Origin of the sequence: Streptomyces sp. 7-21, from assembly GCF_016741785.1 — a bacterium.
Taxonomy (GTDB): domain Bacteria; phylum Actinomycetota; class Actinomycetes; order Streptomycetales; family Streptomycetaceae; genus Streptomyces.
The window spans coordinates 20307-40631 of the sequence record NZ_JAERRL010000001.1; the positions used below are offsets into that span (position 1 = coordinate 20307).

20 protein-coding genes and 1 pseudogene are annotated in these 20325 nt (G+C 73.0%); 11 read left to right on the top strand and 10 right to left on the bottom strand.

The window, feature by feature from the left end; all coding sequences use genetic code 11:
• Positions 1–16: 16 nt before the first annotated feature.
• Positions 17–988 carry a diacylglycerol kinase family protein gene (locus JK356_RS00095; protein WP_201865340.1) on the bottom strand — a complete coding sequence of 324 codons (972 nt, stop codon included), beginning with the start codon at positions 986–988 and terminating at the stop codon, positions 17–19.
• A gap of 84 nt (positions 989–1072) precedes the next feature.
• Between JK356_RS00095 and JK356_RS00100 the strand changes: the two genes are divergently transcribed.
• Positions 1073–1558, top strand: a complete 486-nt coding sequence (locus tag JK356_RS00100; protein WP_236670523.1) for a hypothetical protein — start codon at positions 1073–1075, stop codon at positions 1556–1558.
• A 36-nt stretch (positions 1559–1594) separates the two neighbouring features.
• Here JK356_RS00100 and JK356_RS00105 read toward each other — a convergent pair whose 3' ends face one another.
• The gene (locus JK356_RS00105) at positions 1595–2515 is read right to left on the bottom strand and encodes an RNA polymerase sigma factor SigF (protein WP_374100574.1); all 921 of its coding nucleotides are present in this window, start codon (positions 2513–2515) and stop codon (positions 1595–1597) included.
• The gene (locus tag JK356_RS00110) at positions 2512–2925 is read right to left on the bottom strand and encodes an anti-sigma regulatory factor (RefSeq protein WP_201865341.1); all 414 of its coding nucleotides are present in this window, start codon (positions 2923–2925) and stop codon (positions 2512–2514) included. Before JK356_RS00110 ends, JK356_RS00105 begins: the two co-directional genes overlap by 4 nt.
• A gap of 507 nt (positions 2926–3432) precedes the next feature.
• Here JK356_RS00110 and JK356_RS00115 point away from each other — a divergent pair.
• Positions 3433–5733, top strand: coding sequence for a UvrD-helicase domain-containing protein (locus JK356_RS00115; protein ID WP_201865343.1), 2301 nt, complete (start codon positions 3433–3435; stop codon positions 5731–5733).
• A gap of 18 nt (positions 5734–5751) precedes the next feature.
• On the opposite strand, the gene JK356_RS00120 is transcribed toward JK356_RS00115, so the two are convergent.
• Positions 5752–6342: a DedA family protein gene (locus tag JK356_RS00120; RefSeq protein WP_201865692.1), complete on the bottom strand. Its 591-nt coding sequence runs from the start codon at positions 6340–6342 to the stop codon at positions 5752–5754.
• Positions 6343–6552: 210 nt separating this feature from the next.
• Here JK356_RS00120 and JK356_RS00125 point away from each other — a divergent pair, with 210 nt between their 5' ends.
• The gene (locus JK356_RS00125; RefSeq protein WP_201865344.1) at positions 6553–6960 is read left to right on the top strand and encodes a four-helix bundle copper-binding protein; all 408 of its coding nucleotides are present in this window, start codon (positions 6553–6555) and stop codon (positions 6958–6960) included.
• A 116-nt stretch (positions 6961–7076) separates the two neighbouring features.
• Here JK356_RS00125 and sodN read toward each other — a convergent pair whose 3' ends face one another.
• The gene (gene sodN / locus JK356_RS00130; RefSeq protein WP_201865353.1) at positions 7077–7472 is read right to left on the bottom strand and encodes a superoxide dismutase, Ni; all 396 of its coding nucleotides are present in this window, start codon (positions 7470–7472) and stop codon (positions 7077–7079) included.
• A 151-nt stretch (positions 7473–7623) separates the two neighbouring features.
• Here sodN and sodX point away from each other — a divergent pair, with 151 nt between their 5' ends.
• Complete coding sequence (gene sodX, locus JK356_RS00135) at positions 7624–8040, top strand: nickel-type superoxide dismutase maturation protease (protein WP_236670524.1); 417 nt, start codon at positions 7624–7626, stop codon at positions 8038–8040.
• Here sodX and JK356_RS00140 read toward each other — a convergent pair.
• The gene (locus JK356_RS00140) at positions 7947–8573 is read right to left on the bottom strand and encodes an ABATE domain-containing protein (RefSeq protein WP_201865357.1); all 627 of its coding nucleotides are present in this window, start codon (positions 8571–8573) and stop codon (positions 7947–7949) included. The genes sodX and JK356_RS00140 overlap by 94 nt on opposite strands.
• A gap of 76 nt (positions 8574–8649) precedes the next feature.
• On the opposite strand from JK356_RS00140, the gene JK356_RS00145 reads away from it, so the two are divergent.
• The gene (locus JK356_RS00145; protein WP_201865359.1) at positions 8650–9429 is read left to right on the top strand and encodes a trans-aconitate 2-methyltransferase; all 780 of its coding nucleotides are present in this window, start codon (positions 8650–8652) and stop codon (positions 9427–9429) included.
• 60 nt (positions 9430–9489) lie between these two features.
• On the opposite strand, the gene JK356_RS00150 is transcribed toward JK356_RS00145, so the two are convergent.
• A complete protein-coding gene (locus JK356_RS00150) occupies positions 9490–10692 on the bottom strand; it encodes an NADP-dependent malic enzyme (RefSeq protein WP_307815325.1) in 1203 nt (400 codons plus the stop codon).
• 587 nt (positions 10693–11279) lie between these two features.
• On the opposite strand from JK356_RS00150, the gene JK356_RS00155 reads away from it, so the two are divergent.
• From JK356_RS00155 to JK356_RS00165, 3 genes are all read left to right on the top strand, one after another.
• Entirely contained in the window at positions 11280–12218 is a 939-nt protein-coding gene (locus JK356_RS00155; protein WP_201865360.1) for an ABC transporter substrate-binding protein, read from the top strand.
• A 93-nt stretch (positions 12219–12311) separates the two neighbouring features.
• On the top strand, positions 12312–13295 hold the full coding sequence (locus tag JK356_RS00160; protein ID WP_201865362.1) for an amino acid ABC transporter permease: 984 nt from the start codon (positions 12312–12314) through the stop codon (positions 13293–13295).
• A gap of 11 nt (positions 13296–13306) precedes the next feature.
• Positions 13307–14059, top strand: a complete 753-nt coding sequence (locus JK356_RS00165; protein ID WP_201865694.1) for an amino acid ABC transporter ATP-binding protein — start codon at positions 13307–13309, stop codon at positions 14057–14059.
• 228 nt (positions 14060–14287) lie between these two features.
• Here JK356_RS00165 and JK356_RS00170 read toward each other — a convergent pair whose 3' ends face one another.
• Complete coding sequence (locus JK356_RS00170) at positions 14288–14830, bottom strand: GNAT family N-acetyltransferase (RefSeq protein ID WP_201865364.1); 543 nt, start codon at positions 14828–14830, stop codon at positions 14288–14290.
• 133 nt (positions 14831–14963) lie between these two features.
• Between JK356_RS00170 and JK356_RS00175 the strand changes: the two genes are divergently transcribed.
• Positions 14964–15926: a zinc-binding dehydrogenase gene (locus JK356_RS00175; RefSeq protein WP_201865366.1), complete on the top strand. Its 963-nt coding sequence runs from the start codon at positions 14964–14966 to the stop codon at positions 15924–15926.
• A 38-nt stretch (positions 15927–15964) separates the two neighbouring features.
• Here the strand turns inward: JK356_RS00175 and JK356_RS00180 are convergent, their stop codons facing one another.
• Complete coding sequence (locus JK356_RS00180; RefSeq protein WP_201865368.1) at positions 15965–16894, bottom strand: PadR family transcriptional regulator; 930 nt, start codon at positions 16892–16894, stop codon at positions 15965–15967.
• A gap of 445 nt (positions 16895–17339) precedes the next feature.
• Entirely contained in the window at positions 17340–17519 is a 180-nt protein-coding gene (locus JK356_RS00185; RefSeq protein WP_201865370.1) for a DUF6104 family protein, read from the bottom strand.
• 162 nt (positions 17520–17681) lie between these two features.
• Here JK356_RS00185 and JK356_RS00190 point away from each other — a divergent pair.
• A pseudogene (locus JK356_RS00190) lies at positions 17682–18071 on the top strand (CU044_2847 family protein); the annotation flags it as partial.
• A gap of 56 nt (positions 18072–18127) precedes the next feature.
• Positions 18128–20293: a trypsin-like peptidase domain-containing protein gene (locus JK356_RS00195; protein WP_201865372.1), complete on the top strand. Its 2166-nt coding sequence runs from the start codon at positions 18128–18130 to the stop codon at positions 20291–20293.
• Positions 20294–20325 lie beyond the last annotated feature (32 nt).

Sequence of the window (20325 nt, forward strand, 5' to 3'; positions counted from 1 at the left end):
CTTTTGGGGGTTCTGCTCACACAATCACACGCAGTGCACGGCGCTCACCTGTGAACGTCACACTTGTTCGCAGGCCAAGGTGGTCTCCATCAAGCTGAAACGGCAGTGGCGCCTGCGATTGCAAGGTGAACTCCGTTTCGTCGTGCAGGGACACCACGTTCCGGCCACGCGGGCCCCGCTGCGGGGTCGAGCGCACCAGCTGGGCCGCGTACCGTGCCGCCCCTCCCACGGAGAGTTTTGTGATGCCGAGCACGTCGAGCGCGGTGTCGAACGACGCCCCGGGCGCCGCGTACAGCGGCCGGTTGCCCAGGAACGACCACGGCGAGGTGTTGCACACTATCGACAGCGCCAGCCCTTCGATGGCCGGGTGTCCCGGCCGCTTCAGCGCGATCGTGCCGTGCGTCCGCCCATGGTGATCGGCGAGGAACTGCCGTACCACCTGCCGGACATACAGCGGATGCGTCGAGCGCTTGCCGCGCTCGCGCTGCGCCTCCACCCGGCCGACCACGCCGGCGTCGAAGCCCAGTCCCGCGCAGAACGTGAACCACCGCGCGGGGACCTCCGCGTCCAGGGTGCCGGGCGTCCCGCTCGCCAGGCCGAGGCCGATCGTCCGCGTGCGCCCGGCGCGCAGCGCGTCCAGCAGCGCACCGGTCGCCTCGACCGGCTCGTTCGGCAGCCCGAGCGCCCGGGCGAACACGTTCGTCGAGCCGCCCGGCACCACCGCGAGTCCCGGCAGGTGCTCGGGGTCGGGGCCGCGGTGCAGCAGTCCGTTGACGACCTCGTTGACCGTGCCGTCGCCCCCCAGCGCGATCACCAGGTCGGCCGACTTCTCCTCGGCCGCGCGCCGGGCCAGCTCCTTCCCGTGGCCCCGGTACCGGGTCTCCATCACCTCAAGGTCGAGGCCGTTGGCCAGGGCGCGGGTGATGACATCGCGGGTGCGCGGGCTCGTGGTGGTGGCGACCGGATTGACCACGAGGAGAGCGCGCATGCAGGGCAGCGTACCTACCGGTCCGCGCGGTCCGCCCGCCAGGGCCCGGTCAGGTCCGGCCATACCGGCCTATACCCTGGCGGGGTGACCCACGACAGCGCCGGAACGGACCGCCGCGCCGCCGCCCGCGACGACCACGCCGACCATGCCGACCATGCCGACCATGCCGGCGAGCGGCCGGGCCGGGTGACCGCCGCCGCCGTCCTGTGCGCGGTCCAGGGCGTGGTGGCGGCCGGACTCGGCATCGCCATGCTTCTGCTGCTGGCCTTCGGCGAGCCGGACGACACGATGCAGGCGCTCACCGGCGCGCTCACCGTCCTCGCCCTGGCGGCCCTGCCGCTGGCGGCCGGGCTCGGGCTGTGGCGGCTGCGCCGGTGGAGCCGCGGCCCCGCCGTCATCACGCAGCTGCTGCTGCTGCCGGTGGCGTGGACGATGGGCGGCGCGGGCGGCGCCTGGCCGGCCGCCGCCGTGGCGCTGGGAGCCTGCGCGCTCGCGGTGCTCGGCTGCCTGATGACCCCGGCCGCCGCCGAGGCGCTCGGGGCCGGGCCCCGCGAACCCGGCGACCGCTGACGGCGGGCCGCCGCGCCGCTGCGCGCTCGCCCGGCGTTACTCCTCGACGAGCAGCTTCTCCCGCAGCTGTGCCAGCGTGCGTGCCAGCAGCCGGGAGACGTGCATCTGCGAGATGCCGACCTCCTGCGCGATCTGCGACTGGGTCATGTTGCCGAAGAAGCGCAGCAGCAGGATCTTCTTCTCGCGCGGCGGCAGCTCCTCGAGCAGCGGCTTGAGCGACTCGCGGTACTCGACGCCCTCCAGCGCGTCGTCCTCGGCCCCGAGGGTGTCGGCGACGGCGGGCGACTCGTCGTCGGTGTCGGGCACGTCCAGCGAGAGGGTGCTGTAGGCGTTGGCGGACTCCAGGCCCTCGAGGACGTCCTCTTCCGAGATGTTCAGCCGCTGGGCCAGCTCGTGCACGGTCGGGGCGCGGCCGTGCTGCTGCGACAGCTCGGCGGTCGCGGTGCTCAGCGACAGCCGCAGCTCCTGGAGGCGGCGCGGGACGCGCACCGCCCAGCCCTTGTCGCGGAAGTGCCGCTTGATCTCACCGACCACGGTGGGGGTGGCGTAGGTGGAGAACTCGACGCCGCGGTCGGGGTCGAACCGGTCCACCGACTTGATCAGGCCGATCGTGGCCACCTGCGTCAGGTCGTCCAGCGGCTCGCCCCGGTTGCGGAAGCGGCGCGCCAGGTGCTCGACCAGCGGCAGGTGCATCCGGACGAGGGTGTCGCGCAGTTCGGCCCGCTCGGCCGAGCCGGCGGGCAGCGTGCGCAGTTCGTAGAACAGCTCGCGCGCCGCGCTCCGGTCCTGTGGGTCGGGCAGCGGCCGCCGCTGCGAGACCGGGTGGCCCGCCGCCGCCTCCTGCTGACCGGGAATGGCGGCACCGGCAGCGGCCTCCTGGCCCGCCGTCCGCGCCGCCTGTCTCACCTCGTTCACCTCGGCCCCCTCGTCCCGTAGTGGCCCCTCGGCGCCGGTCACAGTGCTCCGGGAGCCGCGCCGCGCTTCTTGTGCAGGCTGATGCTGACGGTCTTGTCCTCGCCGACGGCCGACTCCACCTCACCCGCGAGGGCGGTCAGCACCGTCCATGCGAAGGTGTCGCGCTCGGGGGCGTGGCCCTCCGTCGTGGGCGCGGAGACGGTCACCCGCAGCGAGTCGCCGACCAGAGAGAAGACGCACTCCAGCACGCTGTCGGGCCTGGCCTGCTGGAGGAGGATCGCGCACGCCTCGTCGACCGCGATGCGCAAGTCCTCGATCTCGTCGAGTGTGAAGTCGAGGCGGGCGGCGAGGCCGGCCGTCGCCGTACGCAGCACCGACAGATAGGCACCCGCTGCTGGCAGCCGGACCTCGACGAAGTCCTGCGATCCGGGTTCACCGGGGAATGCGGACACCCTCACCTCCACTGTGGCTCACACTGACCGAACGCTCGCTGGCACCGCCTCGGCACCCTGCGACATGTATGCCACGAACCGCTGGTACCCATGGCTCGCTTCGCGACGCTACCGCGATCCGCCGCACGCTGTCGCCTGGTCCGGAGTGCGGCCGACCGTCCCGGCAGCCCCGGCCTTATTACTTATCGTAATGCACGAACTGCTTACTGTGGCCAGGCTGGCGATGTCAATTCCCCCTTACGGGCCCCGAGTTCCTCCGGCGACGGTCACGCCGTAGCGCGCGACCGCATCGTACGCGGTGGCGCGCGCGGCCTCGCGCCCCGTGCCCCGCTGGCGGCCCGTCCCGCCTGCCTGTCCTGCCCGTCATGCCTGGAGGCGCCCGCAAAAAAATATCGCCGCTCACTGGCGGCGAATGTCATTGCTCGCTATATTCGGGCTTTTGCCGAACCCTTGTGACTTTGGCTTATATCTCAGGCTTGAAACTATTTTACCGAAGCGAGGATATGGGTGTCAAGCGGCGAGCTGGACGACGAACAGAAGTACCTCACGCGTCTCTACGCGCGCCTCGACGAGCTGCGCGAGCAGACCAGGAAGCGGCTCGGCACCGTGCTGGCGACGACCGGGCTCGGACCCCAGGGGATGGCCGAACGCGACGTAACCGCAGGTGAGTTGGCCCGTGAGCTGGCTCGCCTGGACGCGGCCGAGCAGGGGCTGTGCTTCGGGCGCCTCGACATGCGCGACGGCGAGCGGCGCCACATCGGACGCATCGGAATCCGCGGCGCGGAAACCGGGGAATTCCCGCTGCTCATTGACTGGCGTGCCCCCGCCGCGCGGCCGTTCTACACCGCCACCGCCGTCAGCCACGAAAACGTCAGGCGGCGCCGCCACCTCACGACGCGCGGCCGCACCGTCACCGCCGTCCAGGACGAGGAATTCGGGCCGCCGGAGCCGGCCGCCGGAGCCGGTCATCCGACCGCGGACTCGGCGCTGCTGGCCGCGCTGACCGCCGCGCGGACCGGGCGCATGACGGACATCGTCGCTACCATCCAGGCCGAGCAGGACGCGGTCATCCGCTCCCCGCACACCGGCGTGCTGGTCGTGCAGGGCGGCCCCGGGACCGGCAAGACGGCCGTCGCGCTGCACCGTGCCGCCTACCTGCTGTACACCCAGCGCGCGCGGCTGGAGCGGAGCGTCGTGCTGGTCGTCGGCCCCAGCGGCACCTTCCTGCGCTACATCGCCGACGTCCTGCCCTCGCTCGGCGAGACCGGCGCGCTCCTGGCCACCCTCGGCCAGCTGTACCCCGGCGTCGACGCCGACCGGCCGGAGGACCCGGCCATCGCCGAGATCAAGGGCCGCCTGGTGATGGCCGAGGTGGTGGCCGCGGCCGTCCGCGACCGCCAGCGGGTGCCGGCCGAGGGCGAGGCGCTGGCCGTCGAGTACGACGACGGCACGGTCTGGCTGGGCCGCGACGCCTGCGTGCGGGTCCGCGAGCGCGTGCGCGGGGCACGCCTGCCCCACAACCAGGCCCGGCCGCTGTTCCGCGCCCTGCTGACCGAGGAACTGGCCCGCGCCTACGCCGAGCAGCGCTTCGCCACCGACCTGTTCGACGGCAGCAGCCTGCTGACCGAGGCGGACATCGAGCTGATCACCGAGGAGATGCGCGCGGACCCCGGCGTGCGCGCCGCGGTCGAGGAGCTGTGGCCGCCGCTCAGCCCGCAGCGGCTGCTGGCCGACCTGTTCGCCTCCGAGGAGGCGCTGGCCAGCGCCGCGCCGGGGCTGACCGACGGCGAGCGGGCGCTGCTGCTGCGCGAGCCCGGCGCCGCCTGGACGGAGGCCGACGTGCCGCTGCTCGACGAGGCCGCCGAGCTGCTCGGCACCGACGACCGCGCCGCCCGCGCCGCCGCGGCGGCCGGGCACGCGGACCGCGTCGCGCGGGCGCAGGAGGCGCTCGACGTTGCCTACGGCTCGCGCATGACCGACTTCGACGACGGGGCCGACCCCGAGGAGCTGTCCGCGTACGACGTGCTGGACGCCGAGCGCCTCGCCGAGCGTCACGAGGAACGGGACCACCGGACGCCGGCGCAGCGGGCGGCCGCGGACCGCACGTGGGCGTTCGGCCACGTCGTCGTCGACGAGGCGCAGGAGCTGTCACCGATGGCCTGGCGGCTGCTGATGCGGCGCTGCCCCGCCCGGTCGATGACGATCGTGGGCGACCTGGCGCAGTCGGCCCGGCACGCCGGGACCGGTGAGGCTGAGCCGCCGTCGTGGCAGCGCGTGCTGGGCCCGCACGTGGGCGACCGGTGGCGCCTGGCGGAGCTGACCGTCAACTACCGGCTGCCGGCCGAGATCGCCAGCGTCGCCGCGGCCGTGCTGCGCCGCATCGACCCGTCGCGCACGGCGCCGGCCGCGGTGCGCGAGGCGGGGCGTCAGCCGTGGCGGCGCGAGGTGGCGCAGGCGGACCTGGCGCGAGAGGCGGCGCGGGCCGCCGCCGGTGAGGCCGCGGCGTACCCGGCGGGCCGCGTCGGCGTCATCGTCCCCGACGCGCTGCGCGAGGCCGTGGCGAAGGCGGTGGCGGAGGGCGAGGCGGCCCCGCAGGCCGACGTGCTCGGCGCGCGGGAGGCCAAGGGGCTGGAGTTCGACGCCGTGATCCTGGTGGACCCTGGCCTGCTGGTCGCCGAGCCGGCCGGCGGCCTGAGCGATCTGTACGTCGCACTGACCCGCCCGACCCAGAGCCTGGGCGTGCTCCACCCGCCGGGCCGCCTGCCCGAGCCCCTGGAAAGGCTGCGCCCCCGCGGCGCGGGGGCGTGAGGACGGGCGGGCGGACGGCTACCGGGCTCGGCGCTTGCCCGAGCCCGGCCGGGCCGCCCGGTAGGCGAAGAAGGCGAGCAGCGCGGCGGCGACGGCCACCAGCACGACCTTCGAGTACACGCCGACGACGTCGGTGACGCGCTCCCAGTTGTCACCGAGCTGGTAGCCGGCGACCACGAAGATGGTGTTCCAGATCAGGCTGCCCACCGTGGTGAGCAGCAGGAACACCGTGACCGGCATGCGTTCGACGCCGGCGGGGATGGAGATCAGGCTGCGGAAGATCGGGATCATCCGCCCGAAGAAGACCGCCTTGGTGCCGTGCCGGGCGAACCACTGCTCGGTCTTCTCGACGTCCTCAACCTTCACCAGCGGCAGCTTGTCCGCCAGCGCGAAGATCCGGTCCCGGCCCAGCAGCGCGCCCACCCAGTACAGGGCCAGCGCGCCCAGCACGGAGCCGAGCGTCGTGCAGACCAGCACGAAGTACAGGTTCATGTCCCCCTGGCTGGAGGTGAAGCCTGCCAGTGGCAGGATCACCTCGCTGGGCAGAGGCGGGAAGAGGTTCTCCAGGGCGATGGCCAGTCCGGCGCCGGGCGCGCCCAGCGCCTCCATCAGGTCGGTGGCCCAGCCGGCGATGCCCCCGGGGTCCTCTGACGCGGCGCCGATCAGCTCGGTGTCGTTGATCACGCACCCACGCTAGAACGAGGACCGCGGCGGGCCCATAGGGGCCCCCGGCTAGCGGCACTGCGGGAAACCGCACCCCGTCGCCGCGCTGGTTTGGGGGCGCCCGCGGCGGCCACCCGGGGAGCGGAGGTGATGGCCATGGCCACCGTGAAGGACATGCTGGACTCCAACCCCGCCGGGCTGGGGACCGTCGACCGGGACGCGCTCGCCCGCTGCATCGCGGAGTGCGAACGCTGCGCGCAGGCGTGCACCATGTGCGCCGACTCCTGTCTGTCCGAGGAGAACGTGGAGGATCTCGCCCGCTGCGTCCGCCTCGACCTCGACTGCGCCGACGTGTGCGACATCACGGCGCGGCTGCTGTCGCGGCACACCGGCCACGAGTCGCGGATCGCCCGCGCCCAGCTCCAGGCGTGCGCGGTCGCCTGTGCGACCTGCGCCGAGGAGTGCGAGCGGCACGCGGCGGCGCACGAGCACTGCCGCTTCTGCGCGGAGGCGTGCCGGGCCTGCGAGACCGCCTGCCGCGATCTGATCGCCAGCGGCATCTGAGCCCCCGCTCCCCGGGCGCCCGCGGCCGGACATGACGAGGCGGCGCCCGGTCCGCGGGGAACCGGGCGCCGCCTGCAAGGCCGTGGCAGGGCCGTGTGACCGCTCGTGAGGGGCCGTCAGGCCTTCTTGGTCTCCCAGAAGATGCGGTCGATCTCGGCGATGAGGTCGAGCGCCCGCTGGCCCGTCGCCGGGTCGGTGGAGCCCTTGGCGGCGCTGAGGGCCTTGAGCGTGTCGTTCACCAGCTCGTGGAGCTGCGGGTACTTCTCGAAGTGCGGCGGCTTGAAGTAGTCGCTCCACAGGACCGACACGTGGTGCTTGGCCAGCTCCGCGCGCTGCTCCTTGATGACGGTGGCGCGGGCGCGGAAGTGCGGGTCCTCGTTGGCCTGGTACTTCTCCTGGATCGCCTTGACGGATTCGGCCTCGATGCGGGCCTGGGCGGGGTCGTACACGCCGCACGGAAGGTCGCAGTGGGCGCTGACCTTGATCCGGGGGGCGAACAGGCGGGAAAGCATCAAAGCTGTCCTTCCTCGTGATCGTCTTCTCCCGCCCGACATTACTCCGTGCGGGGCCGCATTTCGCGGCAGACCCCGCCCCGCGAGCTGGAATTAGGTCCAAGGTCCAATGCTTGACTGGGGCCACGGACGGGAGGCACTGCGAATGAGGATGGCGCGCGCACCGCGGCTGGGACTGGGAGACGTCTACAACCCCTCGATGCTGCCCACACTGCGGCCGGGGGACCGGCTGCTGCTGTGGTACGGCGCGCGCGTGCGGCCGGGAGACGTCATCGTGCTGCGGCATCCGCTCCAGCACGACCTGCTGGTCGTCAAGCGGGCGGTGGAGCGGCGCGACGGCGGCTGGTGGGTGCAGGGGGACAACCCCTCAGTGACCAATGACAGCCGGGAGTTCGGGGTGGTCCCCGACGAACTGGTGCGTGCGCGGGCGGTGCTGCGGCTGCGGAGCCGGCCGCGCGGCGGCCCTGGCGGGCGTCACCGGCTGGTGCTGCTGGCGCGCTGGGCCTGGTCGTCGGTGCGGCCGCTCGGCTCGCGCTCCTGGCGCTCGCGGCGTTTGCGGGCGCGGTAGGCGGCGACGTTGGCGCGGGTGGCGCAGCGGTCCGAGCAGTAGCGCTTGGAGCGGTTGGTCGAGGTGTCGATGTAGACGTTCTGGCAGGGGAGTGCCTGGCAGACACCGAGGCGGTCCACGCCGAGGCCGGTGAGCTGGAACGCCAGGCCCATGCAGGCGATGGCCGCGTACCCGGCGGTGGCGCTGGAGGGGTGGTCGGCCAGGTGCAGGTGCCAGCGGGGGCGGCCGTGTTCGTCGAGGTAGTCGTGGCCGGAGATCTGCGGGCTCGCCGGGTACTCCAGCAGCAGGGCGTTCAGCAGGTCGACGGCACGCACCTCGTCGCCGGCCGCGGCGGCGGTGAAGACGGCGCGCAGCCGTCCTCGCACGCCCCGCAGGCGCGTCACATCGCCCTCGCTGGCGCGCCGGGCGACGTGCTGGGCCTCGCCGAAGAGGGCGCGCACCGCCTCGACGGAGGTCAGCGTGTCCTTGCCGCGCAGGGGTTCTTCCGTGTTCACCAGGCGAACGGCGAAGTCGGCGTAATAGGTGAGTTCCACTTGTGTTCCTTACGCGGGGGTGCCTATAGTCACCACCGTACTGGTAAGGGATGCAGGCGGCGAAAGGTCGTTACACATGGCGGCGGCAACAGACCGGACGGCGTACTGGCGCGCCTGGCAGGAGCGGTGGGACCGGCAGCAGGAGTGGTACCTGCCGGACCGCGAGGAACGGTTCCGGGTGATGCTCGACGCCGTCGAGGCGCTGACGGGGACCGAGCCCCGGGTGCTCGACCTCGCCTGCGGCACCGGCAGCATCACCGCCCGGCTGCTGCGCCGCCTCCCGGGCGCGGTGAGCACCGGCGCCGACCTCGACCCGGCGCTGCTGACGATCGCGCGCGGCACGTTCGAGGGCGACGACCGGGTCACGTTCGTCTCCGTGGACCTGACCGCCCCGGACTGGCCGGCGAAGCTGCCGTACGACCGCTACGACGCCGTGCTGACGGCCACCGCCCTGCACTGGCTGCCCACCGAGCCGCTGCGTGCGCTCTACCGGCAGCTCGCGGACCTGGTGCGGCCGGGCGGGGTGTTCGTCAACGCCGACCACATGCCGGACGACAGCACGCCCCGCATCAGCGCAGCGCACCGCGCCTTCACCGAGGCGCGGCAGCGGCGGCAGAAGGAGGCCGGGGCGCAGGACTGGGCCGACTGGTGGCAGGAGGCCGCCGCCGACCCGGTGCTGGCCGGCGCTGTGCGCGAGCGGCACGCGATCTACGGCGACCCGGCCCAGGGCGGCCACCCGCGGGGGGAGCCGCACCCGCCGTCGTGGCACGTCGCAGCGCTGCGCGACGCCGGGTTCGCCGAGGCGCGCGTGGCGTGGGCCTCGCTGACGGACGCCGCGGTGCTGGCGCTGCGGTGACCGCCCGCCCGCCTCTTCCCGCGTCCGCGGCGGCGCCCCGGACGCGGGAAGAAACCCGGCTCAGCGGCGGGCGAGTCCCTCGGCCCGGGCGGCAGCGGCGACGGCGGCCGTCACCGCGGGGGCGACCCGCTCGTCGAACGGCGACGGGATGATCCGCGACGGGCTCAGCTCGTCGGCCACGACCCCGGCCAGCGCCTCGGCCGCCGCCAGCTTCATGCCCTCGCTGATCTGGGTGGCGCGCACCTGGAGGGCACCGGCGAAGATGCCGGGGAACGCCAGCACGTTGTTGATCTGGTTGGGGAAGTCGCTGCGCCCGGTGGCGACCACGGCGGCGTGGCGGGCAGCCACGTCCGGGTGGATCTCCGGGTCCGGGTTGGCCATGGCGAAGATGAACGCGCCCGGCGCCATGGTGGCGACGGCCTCCTCCGGCACCGTTCCCCCGCTGACCCCGATGAAGACGTCCGCGCCGTCCAGGGCCTTGGCCAGCGGCCCGGAGCGCCCGGCCGGGTTGGTGAAGGCGGCGAGGCCGCGCTTGATGTCCGTGAGGTCCTCGCGGTCGCCGCACACGATTCCCTTGCGGTCGCACACGACGATGTCCTCGATGCCCGCGCCCCGCAGGATGCGCGCGATGGCCACGCCCGCGGCGCCCGCGCCGGAGATCACGACCCGCAGCGAGGCGAGGTCCCGGCCGGTCAGCCGGGCCGCGTTCCGCAGCGCCGCGAGCGTGACGACGGCGGTGCCGTGCTGGTCGTCGTGGAAGACCGGGATGTCCAGCCGCTCCTTGAGGCGGTCCTCGATCTCGAAGCAGCGCGGCGCGGAGATGTCCTCCAGGTTGATCCCGCCGAACGAGGGCGCCATGCGCGCCACGGTCTCCACGATCTCGTCCACGTCGCGGCAGTCCAGCGCGACGGGCACCGCGTCCACACCGCCGAACTGCTTGAAGAGGATGGCCTTCCCCTCCATGACCGGCAGCGACGCCTCCGGCCCGATATCACCGAGCCCGAGCACCGCGCTGCCGTCGGTGACCACGGCGACGACCTGCGACTTCCACGTGTAGTCGTGCACGAGATCCGGCTGTCCGGCGATCGCCTCGCAGACGCGTGCGACGCCGGGCGTGTAGGCCAGCGACAGATCGCCGGCGTCCCGCACCGGGACGGTGGCGCGGACGGCCATCTTGCCGCCGCGGTGGAGGGCGAAGGCCGGATCGAGTTCGGAGGGCGCCTCCGTCAGCTCGCCGGCCGGATTGATGATCTCCGAGGTCACGGTGAAACCCCTTACTGCGTGACTGTTGAGGGTGGCCGCTCCGCGGGTTCGCAGAACGGGCGGGTACCACGTCCGCCTCCGCCTGGGCGAGTGCTCGCCCAGAAGAAGCGCTGCGGACGCCGGACGCGCCGCACACACGTCCAGGTCCCCGGGTGAGGGGTGTACCGGTTGTCTACCTGATGCGCCGATCGCCGCACGAGTGCTTTAGGTGACAGTCCCCGCGCGTGATCTTGGTGGAGGACGACAATGACGTCCGGATCGCCCGGAGAGGAATACCCGGCGGATTCGGGACCTAAGGGGGCGTGACGCATCTCTCACGGTTGTCAAAGGCCGCAGAGAGTGCTGGGGAGTTCCTCGCCTTAGGCGATAACTGGCGGGTGTCCGTTATCCGATCTTGATGTACCGGAGAGGCGTAAGGGGCGGGGTGGATGGCAGGATGCCTCCGTTGAACCTCTTCGTTGAACGCGTGACAGTGTTGGTTCAAGGTTGGTTCTCACGTTCGTGCATTACCTGACCGCTGGACGAAACCGCGACACCCAACGACGTGTGCCCCGGCCGTCACGGCTGCCACACCCAGGAGGCCCCCGATGACCGCCCGCTCCCCCCGACGCTCCCGCCGCGCCGCGGCCGGAGCGCTGCTCGCCGCCGGCACGCTGCTGCTGAGCGCGTGCGGAGACCAGACCGATGACGCCCAGGGCGGCAGCGGAGGCGGGGCATCGGAGAACGGCGCCAGTGACGCACCCCTGTACGACCTCCTCCCCGAGGACGTCCAGCGCGCGGGCGAGATCACGGTCGGTTCCGATATCGCCTACCCGCCCATCGAGTTCATCGACGAGAACGACGAGATCGCCGGCATCGACCCCGACCTCGGCGCGGCTCTCGGCGAGGTGCTCGGCGTCGAGTTCACCTTCCAGAACGGCACGTTCGACGGCCTTGTTCTCGGCATGAACAACGGCCGCTACGACATCATCATGTCGGCGATGACCGACACCAAGGAGCGCCAGGAGGGCGCCGCCGGCGACGCCGAGGGCGGCGCCGACTTCGTCAACTACTTCCAGGCGGGCTCCGCCATCCTCGTCCCGGCCGGCAACCCCGGCGGCATCCAGGGCCTCGCGGACCTGTGCGGGCTCAGCGTCGCCGCGCAGCAGGGCACCGCGAACGAGGCGGTCATCGAAGAGGCGCAGGAGGACTGCGACGAGCCGATCGACCCCATCATCAACGACGTTGACTCCGACTCCATCACCGCCCTGCAGAACGGGCGCGCCGACGCCGTGGTCACCGACTACCCCGTGGCGCTCTACAACGAGCTGACCGCGGGCGGCGGCGGCCTCTTCGAGGTCGTCGGCGAGCAGATCGACGCCGCGCCCTACGGCATCGCCGTGCCGAAGGACCGGCCCGAGCTGCGCGACGCGATCCAGGCCGCGATGCAGGAGATCATGGACAACGGCACCTACGACGAGATCCTCGAGCGGTGGAGCGCCGAGAGCGGCGCCCTCGAGACGGCCACCATCAACGCGGGCACCTGACGACCCTGGTCCCCCTGGGGACACCGCCGCCCCAGGGGCCGCGCAGGACAGCTACCGCAGCAGCAGCCTCAGACGAACCCAGGACGACCACCCGTGTCACAGCCCGAAGAGCCACCTCACGCCCCGGCGGCAAGCCAGCAATCCGGTGACCGGCTCGCCAAGGGGACAGCCGCCGGCAGCGTGCCGCCCGAGGCGATCAAGGCGATCCCGGTGCGCCACTACGGGCGCTGGATCGGCGCCGCGGTCGTGCTGGCGCTGCTCGCCCTGCTGGCCTCGGCGTTCATCAACGCCGACATCAACTGGAACGTCGTCGGCGAGTACCTGACCTACGACACGATCATCGAGGGCGCGGGCAAGACCCTGTGGATCACCGTGGCGTCCATGGCGCTCGGCCTGGTCCTGGGCCTGATCCTCGCGGTGATGCGGTTGTCGGGGAACCCGGTGCTGGCCAGCGTCGCCTGGGGCTACACCTGGTTCTTCCGCGGCACGCCGGTGCTGGTGCAGCTGTTCCTGTGGTTCAACCTGTCGCTCATCTTCGAAACCGTGAACTTCGGTTTCTACAAGGACGAGATGAACGACTTCATGACGCCGTTCCTCGCCGCGCTGCTCGGCCTGGGGCTCAACGAGGCGGCGTACATGTCGGAGATCGCCCGCGCCGGCATCCTCTCCGTCGACCGGGGCCAGACCGAGGCCGCGCACGCCCTGGGCATGAACAGCGCGAAGACCATGCGCCGCATCGTGCTGCCGCAGGCCATGCGCGTGATCGTCCCGCCCACGGGCAACGAGTTCATCAACATGCTCAAGACGTCCTCGCTCGCCTACGCCATCCAGTACACGGAGCTGTTCTACGCGGGGAACGCGATCTCCGCCCGCAACCTGGCGGTCATGGAGATCCTCATCGTCGTCAGCGTCTGGTACCTGGTGCTGACGACCGTCTTCAGCATCGGCCAGTACTACCTGGAGCGGCACTTCGCCAAGGGCAGCGACCACGGCCAGCCCCCCACCCCGCTGCAGCGGATCAAGGCGCACGTCCTGTCGCTGCGCAACCCGAGCCAGGTCGGAGGCACGACGGTATGAGCGAGCGCCTGATGGTGAAGGCCGAGCGCGTCCACAAGTCGTTCGGCGCCACGCACGTGCTGAAAGGGATCGACCTCCAGGTCCGTGCCGGGGAGGTGTTCTGCATCGTCGGGCCCTCCGGCTCCGGCAAGTCCACCTTCCTGCGCTGCATCAACCACCTGGAGAAGATCAGCGCCGGGCGGCTGTGGGTCGACGGCGAACTCGTCGGTTACCGGCAGAAGGGCAACAAGCTCTACGAGATGCGCGAGCGCGAGGTCGCCGCGCAGCGCCGCGACATCGGCATGGTCTTCCAGCGCTTCCACCTCTTCCCTCACATGACGGCCGCCGAGAACGTCATGGAGGCACCCATCCAGGTCAAGGGCATGCGCAAGGCCGAGGCCCGGGAACGCGCCGAGGCGCTGCTGCGGCGGGTGGGCCTGGGCGACCGCGGCGACCACTACCCGTCGCAGCTCTCCGGCGGGCAGCAGCAGCGCGTGGCCATCGCCCGCGCGCTGGCCATGGAACCGAAGCTGATGCTCTTCGACGAGCCGACGTCCGCGCTCGACCCGGAGCTCGTCGGTGAGGTGCTGGACGTCATGCGCGGCCTGGCCGAGGACGGCATGACGATGATCGTCGTCACGCACGAGATGGGCTTCGCCCGCGAGGTCGGTGACTCGCTGGTCTTCATGGACCAGGGCGTCGTTGTCGAGTCCGGCGACCCGGCCGAAGTCCTCACGCGGCCACAGCACGAGCGGACGAAGGCCTTCCTGTCCAAGGTGCTGTGACCGCCCGCCGGTAGGCGCCCGGGCGGTCAGCCGGGGCCTGTCCCGGACGCTGTACACGGACGAGCTGTGCACCACCGACTACGATGAGGCCAACCGCGCCGCCGTCCGCGCGGTGGAGGCTGGCGAGCTGCGCCTGGCGGGCCCCGGGGCTGCACGGGCTGCGCAACTTTGTCGACCGGACCACCAAGGGGCTGCCGCTGCACGGCTGACCGGGCGCGGGCGGACCGGTCAGATGCCCAAACGGCGCGCCCACGCCTCGGCGGGCGGCCCGCCGCTGGCGGGCGTGAGCTGGCCGGACTTGGACCAGCCCCACGACTGGAACGCCGACCGGGCGGGGGAGTTGCCCGGGTCGAGCAGCGTCAGGGCGACCAGGGTGCCGCTGCGGGCCAGCAGTTCGCGCAGCAGCCGGCTGCCGATCTGGCGGCGCCGCTGGCGCGGCGCGACGAGCAGCCCGGCGACGACGAACATCCGGCTGGCACGGCTCAGTTCCCGCAGCTCGGTCGGCACGTCGGGGAAGGACGCCCACCACGCGCTGCCCTGGTCGGCGCGGAAGCCGTAGGCGCAGCCCACGGGCGCCGGGTCGCTGGCCAGCACCAGGTCGAAGCCGGGCTGCTGCACGTCGTGATCGACGAACCGGCGCAGGAACTCCTCGCGGTCGAGCACGCGGGCGCCGGGCGCCTCCGCCATCGCCTCCGTGTACAGGCCGGCGATGTCCTCGCGTTCGGTCTCGGCCTGCCAGCGGCTGAGCCGCCGGTAGAACACCGTTCCCATACCCCACCTCCCCGTTCCGTGCCGCCTCCCCGTGTTCCTGCCCGTTGCGGCTTGCTCGTGACACCTCCCCGCCCGCCGCCGGAACGCCTGGAACACCTGGCGCGCTCGCCTGGGCGGGGATAGCGTGAGGATCATGTTCGCCGCCTATGCCGCACGCATTGACCGCGACCAGCCGCTCAACGGGCTCGCTCTCGGCGAGCGCCCCGAGCCCAAGGCGCCGCCCAACTGGACCGTGGTCCAGGTCAAGGCGGCCTCGCTAAACCACCACGACCTGTGGTCGCTGCGGGGGGTGGGGCTCGGCGAGGACTCGCTGCCGATGATCCTCGGCTGCGACGCCGCCGGCGTGGACAGCGAGGGAAACGAGGTGGTCGTCCACGGCGTCATCGGTGCCACGGGCCACGGCGTCGGCCCCCGCGAGCGCCGCACCCTGCTCAGCGAGAAGTACCAGGGGACGTTCGCGGAGCGGGTCGCCGTGCCCCAGTGGAACGTGCTGCCCAAACCGCCCGAGCTGAGCTTCGCCGAGGCCGCGTGCATGCCCACGGCCTGGCTGACCGCCTACCGGATGCTCTTCACCAACGCCCAGGTCGGCCCGGGGGACTCGGTGCTCGTGCAGGGCGCGGGCGGGGGAGTGGCCACGGCCGCCGTCGTACTCGGCGCCGCAGCCGGGCTGCGGGTCTTCGTGACCAGCCGGGACGAGGCCAAGCGGAAGCGGGCGCTTGAACTGGGCGCGGAAGACGCCTTCGAGACCGGTGCCCGCCTGCCGCTGCGCGTGGACGCCGTCCTGGAGACGGTGGGCGCCGCCACCTGGAGCCACTCGGTGAAGTCGCTCAAGCCGGGCGGCACCCTCGTGATCGCGGGGGCCACCACGGGGCAGAACCCGCCGAGCGCCGAGCTGAACCGCATCTTCTTCCTGGAGCTGAAGGTCGTCGGCTCCACGATGGGCAGCAAGGAGGAGCTGGCCTCGCTGCTGAGCTTCTGCGCCGCCAAGGGGATCCGCCCCGTGATCGACCGCGAACTCCCCCTCGACCAGGCCCGCGAGGGCCTCGCTCTGATGGAACGCGGCGAGGTCTTCGGGAAGATCGTCCTGACGGTCTGACCTGGCTGCGGCGGGCCGTTGCCCGGCGGCCCGCCGTCTCAGCCGTGCGGCGGCAGGCGGAGCAGCGCGACGAGGCGCGCGGCGGACTCCGACAGCGTGCGCCGCGCCTCCCGCAGCTGCTCCTGCGTCACCCCGTGGTCGCGCGCGGCGTCCCGCACGTCGTCGCGGAACTTGTCCAGCAGCCGCTCCAGCTCGCGTGCCGGCTCGGTCACCGGCTCCTCCGGCTCGTGCGACCAGGCGGACGGCCGGGCCGGGGCGGCGCGGCCGCCGGCGTGCCCGAAGCCGCCGAACTCCTGGCTGAGCCCTTCCAGCCCTTCCCGGACCGCGCTGCGCCAGTCGCCCCGCGCGGCGTGCGGCTGGAGCCGCTCCCTGACCCGCCGCGCCGCCTGCTCGACGTGCGCGCGGGCCGCCGCCGCGTCCGCCGCGGCGCGCCGGGCGTCCTTGCGGGCGTCCCTCGCCTCCCGGCGGGCCCTGCGGGCCTCCTCCCGCCAGGAGGGGCCGGACCCGGTGCCGCTGGCCTGGGCGTGCGCCTCGGCCCGGGGCGCGGCGGCCGCCCGGCGGACCTCCTCGGGAAACTCGTGCGGGACCTCCTGCGGGACCCCTGACGGAAACGCACGCAGGTCAGGCGCCGCGCCGTGCCCGTCCTCGCGGATCCCGGCGGCCAGCGCCGCCAGCGAGTTGTGGATCTCCCGCTCCAGGGCGGTCAGTTCGCCGTCGCGCGCCGACAGCTCGGCACGGCCCGCGGCGGTCAGCGCGTAGACCTTGCGCCCGCCCTCCTCCCGGTGCGACACCAGGCCCTCGGCCTCCAGCTTGGCCAGCCGGGGGTAGACCGTCCCCGCCGAGGGGGCGTACAGGCCCTGGAAGCGCTCCTCCAGCAGCCGGATCACCTCGTAGCCGTGGCGCGGTGCCTGCCCGAGCAGCTTCAGCAAGTAGAGCCGGAGCCGGCCGTGACCGAAGACAGGGGGCATGTCAGGCGTCCTTACGCGAGGTAGCGGCGAACGCGTCCTCCGGGGCCCCGGACGACGCGGCAGGGCTAGCAGGGCCAGGGAGCCGGAGGCGGTGGTGCGCACCGCGCCGGAGCCCGGGCCGGGGCGGTACCGCTGACGGAAGCCGGGACGGCGGCCGCCTCACACTCCACAGCAGCGGAGGATAGGGCTCCGCTGATGGCCGGTGCCTGCGCCCGGGCGCTCGCGCTCCCCGGCTGACAGCCCGCTCACCGGAGCCGGGCCGCTCCGTGTGCCCCACAGGACCTCCCGCTGTCCCGGCCGCGTGCCGACGGGGTATCGCGTCTGCTGCGTCCGCACTGGTGCGACGCGATAGGCACTGTCACGATATATCTCGTCACGCAGAAGTCAAGACCGGATGCGGACCGTGACGGCGCGGGGCAGCGGAGCCCGTGCGGCTTTGCGGCCGTCAGTCGTCGTCATCGTCGTCGAGGCGGGCCAGCCACGTCGCGAGCCGCTCGACCGGCACCTCGAAGTCCGGGTTCAGGTCGACAAAGAGCCGCAGCTGCTCGGCCAGCCACCCCAGGGTGACCTCCTCCTCGCCGCGCCGCTGCGCGAGTTCCTCGATGCCCCGATCGGTGAAGTACACGACGTGCTCCGTAAGCAGACTCTGAGAGAAACGGACAACTCAAGGAGAACCGTAGAACGCCGCGGCCGGCCGGCCGCCCCCGGCCGCCCGGGACCGTGACCGTAGGCAGCTGTCGGCGACGACAGCTAACCTTCAGTCACACACCGGCGATGGGGGATCGTGATGAGCGGCGAAGTCACCAGGATCAGCCTGCCGGACGGCACGCCCGTGTGGGCCAGGATCTCTCACGCGGAAGGGCTGCCCGGGCATCCGCCGGAGCCTGGGGACGGGGCCGCGGAGCCTGGCGGCTCCAGCTATTCCAGCTACTCCAGCTACACCGACACTGGTTTCGGCGACCGCGTCGCCGCCCACGTGGACAGCCTGCGCGGCCTGATCACCGGCGTCGCCGGCTCCCTCGCCGACGGCCTGCGCGAAGCCCGGCCCGACGAGGTCAGCGTCACCTTCGGCATCGAGCTGACCGCCCGCTCCGGCAAGGTCATCGGACTGCTCGCCGACGGCGAGACCAAGGGCGCCCTGACGGTCACGCTCACCTGGCGCGGCGGTCCGCCCGACGACCTGAGGCAGGCGGAATGACATGGGCGGACAGCGGGGGCGCACGCCATGACAGCGTGGACCCCTTCGAGACCCTGGCGCCGCTCGCCGCCGCCGCGACCGTACGCATCGGTCCGCCGCACGAGGGGTATGACGTGGGCGAGCACGGCCCGCGGCCCTGGGGCAGCGGGTTCTTCGTGGCTCCGGGATGGGTGCTCACCTGCGCCCATGTGGCACTGAACGGTGCCCGTGGCGCAGGGCCGGCCGAGGGAGGGGAGCGGGAGGTGGGGCTCAGCTTCGGAGACGCCGAGCAGCCGGTGCGCACCCGCGGCGTGGTCGAGTGGGCGCAGCCTGGCTCTGGCCCCGCGAACGCCCCCTGGCCGGCTCCCGACCTGGCCCTCGTGCGCCTGCTGGAGCCGCACCCGCACGAGTGCGTCTGGCTCACCGAACGCACGGCGACGGCGTTCACCTCGGGCCAGGTCGCCTTCTTCGGCTGGGCGGAGGAGAGCGGCTGGATCGAGCCCGTCAGCGGCCGCTGCACGATCCTCGGCGTGCTCGGCAGCGATGGCCGCCTGAAGCTCGGCCACGAGGACGAGATCCCCGAAGGCGCCTCCGGCGGCCCCATCGTCGACCTGGAACGCGGCGAGGTCATCGGCGTGCTCAAGGCCCGCCGCAACCGCGGCCGCGACGGCGGCCTGGGCATGTCCGTCGTCCAGCTGCGGCGCCTGCCGCAGCCGTCCCGCCCGCCCGCCGACGAACGCGGCGACATCTACCACCGCGTCATGCACGCGCACGACCGGTACCACGCCGACCGCCACCAGGAGATGCCGGCGCCCGTCACCTGGACCGACGCGCAGAACGCGCTGGAGGTCACCCCCGGCGGCGTGCTGCTGCCGGGCCAGCGCACCGAGCTGCTGGGCCTGCTGGCCGAGCTGCCCCCGCCCGCCAGCACCCGCCAGCTGGGCGCCCTCATCGCCGAACTCCGCGGCCGCCCCCACACCGGCACCCTGCCCGCGCCCCGCGGCTGGCGCGACGCGCTGGGCATGCTCTACGACGGCGGCACCAGCCGGGCCGGCCTGGAGACCGTGCTCCGCTTCGCCATCTGGGCCGCCACCGCCGACCACCCCTACCCTCCGGCCGAGGGCGCCGAGGAGCGCCTGCGGGAGTGGGTGAGGGACACGGCGGTGCGCAGCCGCCTCGACAACTGGACCCGCAACCGCCTGTTCGACGAGCAGCACGCCAGGCAGCGTGCCCGCCGCGCCAGCCTGGCCGGCCTGCCCGGGCTGCCCGCGCCGCGCGACGGCGGCCTCGGCCTCAGTTTCGACGAGGTGCCCTACGCCGCCGGTGACGGGCCCGTGCCCCCCGCTGGCAGTGACGGGAAACTGGTGCCGCGCGCCGCCGCCGGGGAGGCGGAGCCCGAGCTGCCGCCCATGCCGCTCCACGTGCTGCTGGAGCTCACGCCGCACGGCTGGGAGCCCAGCCGCTACGACTGGCAGGTCTACGCCCCGCTGCCCACCGGCGAGCTGATCGCCGTGGACGGCGACAGCGGCGCCGAAGGCTTCGAACAGCCGCCGGAGCGGCTGCGCGCCGCGCTCGACGAGGCGTTCCGCCGCGCCGACGACGGCGACCAGCCCGTCATGCTGCTGGCCGCCCTGCCCTACTCGCTGCTCGGGCTCCCGCTGGAGGAGTGGCACGTCACCGGCGCGCCCGGCAGCCGCCTGGGCGACCAGCGGCCCGTCGTCTACCGCTGCTCCAACCCCGACCCCGCCGCGGCGGACGACGACGAGGAGCGGGCCGCCCGCCTGACCCGCTGGGAGCAGGTCCACGCCGGACCGCTCGTCCCCGGCATCCTCGACTGCGAGGACCACCAGACCCGCCCGCTGCCCGACCGCCAGCGGCTGGCCTCGCTTCCCGCGCACACGGTCCCCGTGCTGTGCCGCACCGGCGAGCCGGACGCCGATCCCGACGCGCTGTTCCAGGTCCTCAGCGGCGGCTACGGCGTCGTGCTGTGGCGCCGCGCCCCCCAGCGGCGCGAGCCCGGCTGCGCCGACTTCCACCGCGGCGTCCACCGCACCGTCGCGCAGGCCGGCCGGGCCGGCGCGCTCCCCGAGGAGCTGCGGCGGCTGCGGCTGGAGGTCACGGCAGGGCTCCCCGAGTCCTACTGGTCCCGGGACCTGGCCCTGCTGTACGCCGAGCCCGAACAGGCGTACGCCGACGCAGGCGACCTGCTGGAGGCACTGTGAAGACAACTGCCCTGACGGGGAATTACCTCTTC